The organism is Corallococcus exercitus (assembly GCF_003611585.1).
GTDB classification, from domain to species: domain Bacteria; phylum Myxococcota; class Myxococcia; order Myxococcales; family Myxococcaceae; genus Corallococcus; species Corallococcus exercitus.
Window position 1 is genome coordinate 46,554 of the sequence record NZ_RAVW01000008.1, and the last position, 6,559, is coordinate 53,112.

At 69.6% G+C, this 6,559-nt stretch carries 9 protein-coding genes; all 9 read left to right on the forward strand.

Annotation, left to right across the window (positions count from 1 at the left end; all coding sequences use genetic code 11):
• Positions 1-39: 39 nt before the first annotated feature.
• The 9 genes from D7W79_RS01985 to D7W79_RS02025 all read left to right on the forward strand — a co-directional run bounded on the left by D7W79_RS01985 (position 40) and on the right by D7W79_RS02025 (position 6,532).
• The gene (locus tag D7W79_RS01985) at positions 40-1,200 is read left to right on the forward strand and encodes a zinc-dependent alcohol dehydrogenase (protein ID WP_120523621.1); all 1,161 of its coding nucleotides are present in this window, start codon (positions 40-42) and stop codon (positions 1,198-1,200) included.
• Positions 1,201-1,213: 13 nt separating this feature from the next.
• Positions 1,214-1,699 carry a hypothetical protein gene (locus D7W79_RS01990; protein WP_120523622.1) on the forward strand — a complete coding sequence of 162 codons (486 nt, stop codon included), beginning with the start codon at positions 1,214-1,216 and terminating at the stop codon, positions 1,697-1,699.
• A 48-nt stretch (positions 1,700-1,747) separates the two neighbouring features.
• Positions 1,748-2,518 carry a class I SAM-dependent methyltransferase gene (locus D7W79_RS01995; RefSeq protein WP_120523623.1) on the forward strand — a complete coding sequence of 257 codons (771 nt, stop codon included), beginning with the start codon at positions 1,748-1,750 and terminating at the stop codon, positions 2,516-2,518.
• Between the two features lie 115 nt (positions 2,519-2,633).
• Positions 2,634-4,115: a hypothetical protein gene (locus D7W79_RS02000; RefSeq protein WP_120523624.1), complete on the forward strand. Its 1,482-nt coding sequence runs from the start codon at positions 2,634-2,636 to the stop codon at positions 4,113-4,115.
• A gap of 89 nt (positions 4,116-4,204) precedes the next feature.
• On the forward strand, positions 4,205-5,119 hold the full coding sequence (locus D7W79_RS02005) for a class I SAM-dependent methyltransferase (protein WP_120523625.1): 915 nt from the start codon (positions 4,205-4,207) through the stop codon (positions 5,117-5,119).
• 14 nt (positions 5,120-5,133) lie between these two features.
• Positions 5,134-5,673 carry a hypothetical protein gene (locus D7W79_RS02010; protein ID WP_147441768.1) on the forward strand — a complete coding sequence of 180 codons (540 nt, stop codon included), beginning with the start codon at positions 5,134-5,136 and terminating at the stop codon, positions 5,671-5,673.
• A 100-nt stretch (positions 5,674-5,773) separates the two neighbouring features.
• Complete coding sequence (locus D7W79_RS02015) at positions 5,774-5,995, forward strand: hypothetical protein (RefSeq protein WP_120523627.1); 222 nt, start codon at positions 5,774-5,776, stop codon at positions 5,993-5,995.
• Between the two features lie 45 nt (positions 5,996-6,040).
• Positions 6,041-6,262 (forward strand): hypothetical protein, encoded by a 222-nt coding sequence (locus tag D7W79_RS02020; protein ID WP_120523628.1) that lies wholly within the window; start codon positions 6,041-6,043, stop codon positions 6,260-6,262.
• Between the two features lie 48 nt (positions 6,263-6,310).
• Positions 6,311-6,532, forward strand: coding sequence for a hypothetical protein (locus tag D7W79_RS02025; RefSeq protein WP_120523629.1), 222 nt, complete (start codon positions 6,311-6,313; stop codon positions 6,530-6,532).
• The last annotated feature ends 27 nt before the right edge of the window (positions 6,533-6,559 follow it).

The following is a 6,559-nucleotide window of genomic DNA, read 5'->3' on the forward strand; positions in this document are numbered from 1 at the left end:
GTCCATGGTCCGCCCGGTCGCGATGCTTAGCGTCAAGGCATGCGCGCACTTACCTACGAAGGTCCCTACCGGGTCGCGGTGCGGAACAAGCCCGACCCTCGCATCGAACATCCCCAGGACGGCATCGTCCGGGTGACGTCCGCGGCCATCTGCGGCTCGGACCTTCACCTGCTCCACGGGCTGGTGCCGGACACCCGCATCGGCTTCACCTTCGGCCATGAGTTCGTGGGCGTGGTGGAGGAGCTGGGCCCTACGGCCCGCAGCCAGGGATTGAAGAAGGGCGACCGCTTGATGCTGCCCTTCCAGATCTTCTGCGGCGGCTGCTACTTCTGTCAGCGCGGCCTCACGTCCTGCTGTGACAGCACCAACCCGGCGACGGACGCGGGCACGGGCATCTACGGCTATTCCCACTCGTTCGGAGGCTACGACGGCGGGCAGGCCCAGTACGTGCGCGTGCCCTTCATCGGCGTGGACGCGGAGAAGGTGCCCGAGGAGGTCTCGGACCTGGACGCGCTGCCCATCACCGACGCCTTCTCCACCGGCTATCAGGGCGCGGAGATGTGTGACCTGAAGGGCGGGGAGACGGTGCTGGTGCTCGGCTGCGGGCCGGTGGGCCTCTTCGCCATGTGGAGCGCCTGGGCCATGGGCGCCGGCCGGGTCATCGCGGTGGACAAGGAGGACTACCGCCTGGAGTTCGCGCGGCAGTGGCTGGGCGTGGAGACGCTCAACTTCAACGACGTGGACCTGGTCACCACGGTGAAGGGGATGACGGAGGGACGCGGCGCGGACGCGACGGTGGAGGCCGTGGGCTGTGAAGCGGCGGGCTCGCCGGTGCACCGCACGATGGGCGTGCTCATGAAGGCGGAGGCCGGCTCCCCGGTGGCCGTCAACTTCGCCATCCACGCGACGCGCAAGGGCGGCGTCATCTCGCTCATCGGCGCGTACGGGCCTCCGGCGGTGGGCGTGGACCTGGGCACGTACATGAACAAGGCGCAGACGATGCGCACCGGCCAGGCGAGCGTGAAGCGCTACATGCCGCACCTGCTGGAGCACGTGCGCGCCGGGCGCATCCAGCCCTCGCGCGTCTTCACCCACCGCCTGCCGCTGGAGCAAGCGCCCGAGGGCTACCACACGTTCGCGCAGAAGCAGGACGGCTGCATCAAGGTCGCCCTCTTCCCCAACGGAGAACACCTGCACTGAGAGGAGCCGTGTGATGAACCCCACGCCCGACACGAACACCGAGCAGCCCAAGCTCGCCACGCAGCAGGAGGTGGAGCGGCACTCCGCATATCAGGCAATGCAGCGCTCCGAGCGCCCGTCCTATTGGGGCGTCGACCTGGACCCCGCGCGCCGGCCCGGCGTCCCGATGATGAAGGAGCCGCGGCCGATGCCCAACGCGCGCTTCCCACCGGAGCCCCAGCAGGGCCCGTCCGCGGTGCCCATGCACGGACGTCCCAACAAGCAGATGCCACCGGTGTTCGGCACCGCCACCCCGCTCCACGGCGTCTCCGGCCTCATCCGGCGCGCCGCGTACCGGAAGCCGGACCACTACCCCAGCCACTGGCTGCTCAAGATGTTCGCCGACCGGGTGGACTCCTGGGGCTACCACACCGGCAAGGTCCTGAAGGTGGTGGGCCCCGTCGCGGTGGTGGCCCTGCTGGTTGGCATGGCGCGCGAGCGGTCCGCCTTCGCGAGATAGGCCGCGCGAAATTCACTGGCATCGCGAGGAGGCACTATCCTCCTCGCGATGCGACTGCTCCCCCGCCTCCACCTCTTCGAGTTCCTCGACCAGCCGTGGCTGCCCGCGCCGTTGCGCCGTGGCGAGGTCGACTACCTGCACGTCGTGCTGGACCGGACGCGGCCCTACGACGCCGTGGCCCCGCAGCTGGGGGAGCTGTTGCGCATGACCGGGACGAACCGGATCATCGACCTGTGCTCCGGCACGGGCGGCCCCTGGCGCACGCTGCTCCCGGTGCTGCGCAAGGTGCATCCCGAGGCCGAGGTCGTGCTCACGGACCTCCACCCCACCCCGGTGCCGGAGCTGCCCGAGGGCGCCCGGTACCGCGACACCCCGGTGGACGTCACCCGCATCCCGGAGGAGCTGACGGGGCTGCGCACCCTCTTCGAGGCGCTGCATCACTTCCGCCCGAAGCAGGCGCGCGCGCTCCTCGCGGACGCCGCCACGCGCGGAGTCCCCATCGCCGCCTTCGAGCTCACGCAGCGCTCCATGCCCTACGTCCTCATCCAGCTGCTGCTCATCATCCCCCTGGTGTGGGGCTTCACCCCGCTCATCCGCCCGGTGCGCTGGTGGCGGCTGCTGCTCACCTACCTGGTGCCCATCATCCCCCTGCTCATCCTCTGGGATGGCGTGGTGTCGTCGCTGCGGACGTACGCGCCGGAGGACCTGGAGGAGCTGACGGAGGGGCTGGACGCCAATGGCTACCGCTGGCACACCGGGGTCCATCGCGCGCAGGGAATGACCATCACCTATCTGCTCGGACTGCCTCGGCAACGGTAGGGATTGAGAAGAACAGGCGAAAAGCACCGGAACACTCCTACCTCCTCGAGGTGCCCCTTGAAGCGCAATGCCTTGCGCCCCACCCTCCGACCGCCGAGGGCCGGAAGGAGAAGGCATGCATGTAAGTACTTGGGGTTGCCTGCTGGGGTTGGCGCTGGCAGGGGTGGGCTGTGGGGCTTCGCAGGGCGATGAAGGGTCAGGGGAGGCGGTCCCCACCGCCACGGAGGAGGACTCCCGCGAGGTGAGCGCCCAGGCGTGCCCTCCCGGGGTGGCGTCCCGGGTGGCCACCCTCCTGCCTCCGGACTCCGGCGGCTTCGCGGGGGAGCTCACCAACGTCCAGGGGACGCTCTACTTCGTCACCTCCACCTTCGACACGGGTTCGGTCCTGTGGCGCAGTGACGGCACGGAGGCAGGGACCGTCCCGGTGAAGACGTTTCCGGGGCCGCCCGGCGTCTACCAGCCGACGAACCTCGTCGCGGTGGGCAACAGGCTCTTCTTCCAGACGCGCACCCCGGCCACCGGCATGGAGCTGTGGATCAGCGATGGAACGGAGGGCGGGACCCGGCTGGTCAAGGACATCACTCCCGGCGCGGCCGACTCCGTCCTGGAGCCGGCCTATGAGCTCAATGGCCGCCTGGTGTTCTTCCGCTGGGTGCCGGTGTCGGCGAACGAGTCGAGGCCGGAGCTGTGGCGGTCCGACGGGACGTCCGCGGGCACGCTGCGGGTGCGGAACTTCCGCGCCTTCACCGGCTTGAGCTACTACAAGCTGAAGGTCGGCAACGCGCTGCTCTTCTTCTTCTCCGAGGAGACGGGCACCACGCTGTGGCGCACCGACGGCACGCTGGCCGGGACCACCTCCGTCAAGCAGCTGGACGCGGGGTCCACCTACGTCAGGGACGTGAGCCGCCCGGGTGAGACGCCGCTGTTCATCCTGGATGACGGCCCCAACCACGAAGTGTGGAAGACGAATGGCACCGCGGCGGGGACCGTCCGCCTGGACTCCTTCGGCCATCCCGTGAACCTGCTCGGGACGCTGGGCACGTCCGTCTATCTGACGTCCGTGGACAGCCCGGTGACGAAGCGGCTGCGCATTGAACGGCTCTCATTGAGCGGCGACGGCAAGACGCGCATCACCACCCTGCCCAACCCCTATGGGTCCGAGGAGTACGCGTATCCCGCCGTGCGGACGGCGGTGGTCTCCGGCGGCGACATCTACTTCTCCCTGGTCATCCAGAGCGACGCCCCCGTGGCCCGGGCCGTGTCGCTGTGGGCGACGAATGGGACCGCCGCAGGGACCCGCGAGCTCTTCGACAACCGCTATGTGGAGTACGGCTACCGCTACCCCCTGTTCGCCACCGGCACGGGCCAGGTCCTGTTCGGCGGCGCGCCGGACGAAGACGGGCCCGCCTTCCCCTACTTCACCCGGGGCTCCGTGGCGACACAGGGCCGGCTGGCGGACGTCGCCTATCCGGACTCGTTCACCCGCGTGGGCAGTCGCATCTTCTTCACCGCCTATGACGCCACCAACGAGCGCGAGCTGTGGTCCGTGCCGGCCACCTTCAGCTGCCCGCCGGGGCTGACCGGAGCGCACGAGTAGGCAGGGCGGGCGCCGGGGCGGGCACGCGCCCCGGTGTCCCCACACCCGATGCGGTACACTCCACCGGTCACACCCGTGACCGCGCTGGAATGCCCTCCGACCTGCTGGAAATCTCAGACCTCATCGTCGACTACGACGTCGCGACGCTCCAGCCCCGGCCGGTGTCCCGCTCGGCGGTCGTGGCCCGGCTCGAGGCGAACGGGCAGCGGTCCGCCGCGCGGTTCGTGCGGCGGCTCCCCGCGTCCAATGACACGCTCGACGCCGAGGCCTGCAACCTGGCCCTGCTGCGCTCGCACATCGAGTTGCAGCGGCTGAGCGAGGAGTTCCTGCAGGCGGACCGCATCCGCTGCGTGCTGCTGCCCCTGCTGCAGGCGCTGCGCGACGCAGGCGTGAAGCCTCCACTGCGCATCGTCGACGTCGGCTGTGGGCTGGGCTACGTCGTCCGCTCGCTCGCGGCGCACGGGCGGCTGGGGCGGGACGTGGAGCTCATCGGCTGCGACATGAACGTGACGCTGATTGAAAGCGCCCGGCGGCTCGCGGAAGAGGAGTCCCTCTCCTGCGAGCTCAAGGTCGCGAACGCGTTCCAGCTGGAGCAGCCCGGCCACGTCTTCATCTCCACGGGCGTCCTGCATCACTTTCGTGGAAACGACCTGAACGCGTTCTTCGCCGGCCAGCGGCAGGGGCACGCCTTCGTGCACTACGACATCCAGCACTCGGTGCTCTCGCCCTGGGGTTCGTGGATGTTCCACCAGGCCCGCATGCGGGAGCCGCTCGCGCGCCACGATGGCGTCGTCTCCGCGCGGCGTGTCCATCCCACGCAGACGCTGCTGTCGGCGGCCCGGACGGCGACAGGGTTCACCTGCGCGTCCCTGGACGGTGCCCGGAACCTCCTTGGCGCCGCGCTTCGTCCGATGACCGCCACGCTCGGGGCGCGCGCGGAGCTGTGGGAACCGCTTATGCGCCACCTGGGTCCGCTGCGCGCACGGCTGGGGCCTGACCGATGAACGCGGTCCTTCCCGTGCTGCTCGCGCTGCTGGCCATCACGGATGCCTCGTTCTGCGGCTTCCGGGTCGCCGCGGGCCGGGATGCCCGCATCTTCAAGGCCGACTTCTACCGGCATGCGATTCGCCGGGGGATGGGGCGGGGGATCTTCACGACCGCGCTGGTGGGTGCCGGCATCGCCGGGGCCTGCCTGTTCTCACCGGGGCTGTTCGCGCAGCTGCTCATCTGCGCGCAGGCGATTCTTTGGGTGCTCCTGCCGTACGCCACCCTGACCCTGGTGGGCATGGGCGTCTGGGCGGCAGCGGAGGCGGATGCGCGGACGCTCGCGAGCGTGGTGGTCCTGGGGCCGTTCACGCTGATCCGCCCCTGGGTCATCGCCGCGGCGGCCGTCGTCGGCGCGTGGAAGGCGCCAGGCTTCACCGCGGCGCTCGTCACCGTCGTGGCTTGCGGCGTCCAGCTCGCGCTCGAGCCCTGGCTGAACGTGGGCATGCGACCCAGGCTGCCGGGCCCTGGGTCCGGCGGGACCGTGAAACACGAATACAGGCGTGTTTCCTGACACTTCCAGGGACCCCTCCCTCCCCTGGCTTGCTCGCTCCCCGGTCCCTTCCTAGGATTCCGGACTCCGCCGGATCCCCCCTCATCCCAGGAGCATCACCATGCGGTACACGCGCAAGAACGTTTCCGAGCTGCTCGACACCGTGAAGGGCACCCCCGACGTGGTGGGCTTCTGGACGTCCACCATCGGCAGCTACACGTACAACATCACCCCGTCGGCGGGCGGCAACATCCTCCAGGACATCTACAATCCGAATCACCGGATGTGCGAGGACGGCGGCCAGACCGTCTTCGAGGACGCGTCCCAGATCGGCTGCTACTAGCGCCTTCCGCGCCGCCTCCCTCCACGCCACACCCGGAGCACACCCATGCGTTACACGCGCAAGAACGTCAGTGACTTGTTGAGCTCGGTGCAGGGCAGCCCGGATGTCCAGGGCCACGGCACCTCGACCTTCGCCGGCGCCACCTGGACGATGGTCCCCTCCTTCGGCGGCGGCGCCGTCTGGCAGAACTCCTGGACGTACCAGTGGACCTGCGAGGACGGCGGCACCGTCACCGCCGAGGACCGCTCCACGTTCGGCTGCTACTAGCGCCGCGCCTTCCCACCCGCCGTTCCACCCGCCGCACGGAGGTCCCCGATGCGTTTCACGCGCAAGGATGTCTCGGAGTTGCTGGAGCTGGTCCACGGAGGCCCGGACGTCATGGGCTTCGCCACGTCGAACTTCTCCAACACCACCTATTCGCTCGTCGCATCGGGGCCGGGAACGGTCTGGCAGGACCTCTACAACTCGGCCCACCGGCTGTGTTCCGAGGACGGCGCGACGTCCCCCTATGAGGACTGCAGCGGCGGCGCCATCTAGCCGCGCTGCTGTCCGCAGTGCCTCCCC

What these genes read in the sequence shown, in the direction of transcription:
- D7W79_RS01990 (WP_120523622.1), top strand. Translation starts at nt 1,214, where the DNA reads ATGAACCCCACGCCCGACACGAACACCGAGCAGCCCAAGCTCGCCACG.
- D7W79_RS02025 (WP_120523629.1), top strand. Translation starts at nt 6,311, where the DNA reads ATGCGTTTCACGCGCAAGGATGTCTCGGAGTTGCTGGAGCTGGTCCAC.
- D7W79_RS02015 (WP_120523627.1), top strand. Translation starts at nt 5,774, where the DNA reads ATGCGGTACACGCGCAAGAACGTTTCCGAGCTGCTCGACACCGTGAAG.
- D7W79_RS02000 (WP_120523624.1), top strand. Translation starts at nt 2,634, where the DNA reads ATGCATGTAAGTACTTGGGGTTGCCTGCTGGGGTTGGCGCTGGCAGGG.
- D7W79_RS02005 (WP_120523625.1), top strand. Translation starts at nt 4,205, where the DNA reads ATGCCCTCCGACCTGCTGGAAATCTCAGACCTCATCGTCGACTACGAC.
- D7W79_RS01995 (WP_120523623.1), top strand. Translation starts at nt 1,748, where the DNA reads ATGCGACTGCTCCCCCGCCTCCACCTCTTCGAGTTCCTCGACCAGCCG.
- D7W79_RS01985 (WP_120523621.1), top strand. Translation starts at nt 40, where the DNA reads ATGCGCGCACTTACCTACGAAGGTCCCTACCGGGTCGCGGTGCGGAAC.
- D7W79_RS02020 (WP_120523628.1), top strand. Translation starts at nt 6,041, where the DNA reads ATGCGTTACACGCGCAAGAACGTCAGTGACTTGTTGAGCTCGGTGCAG.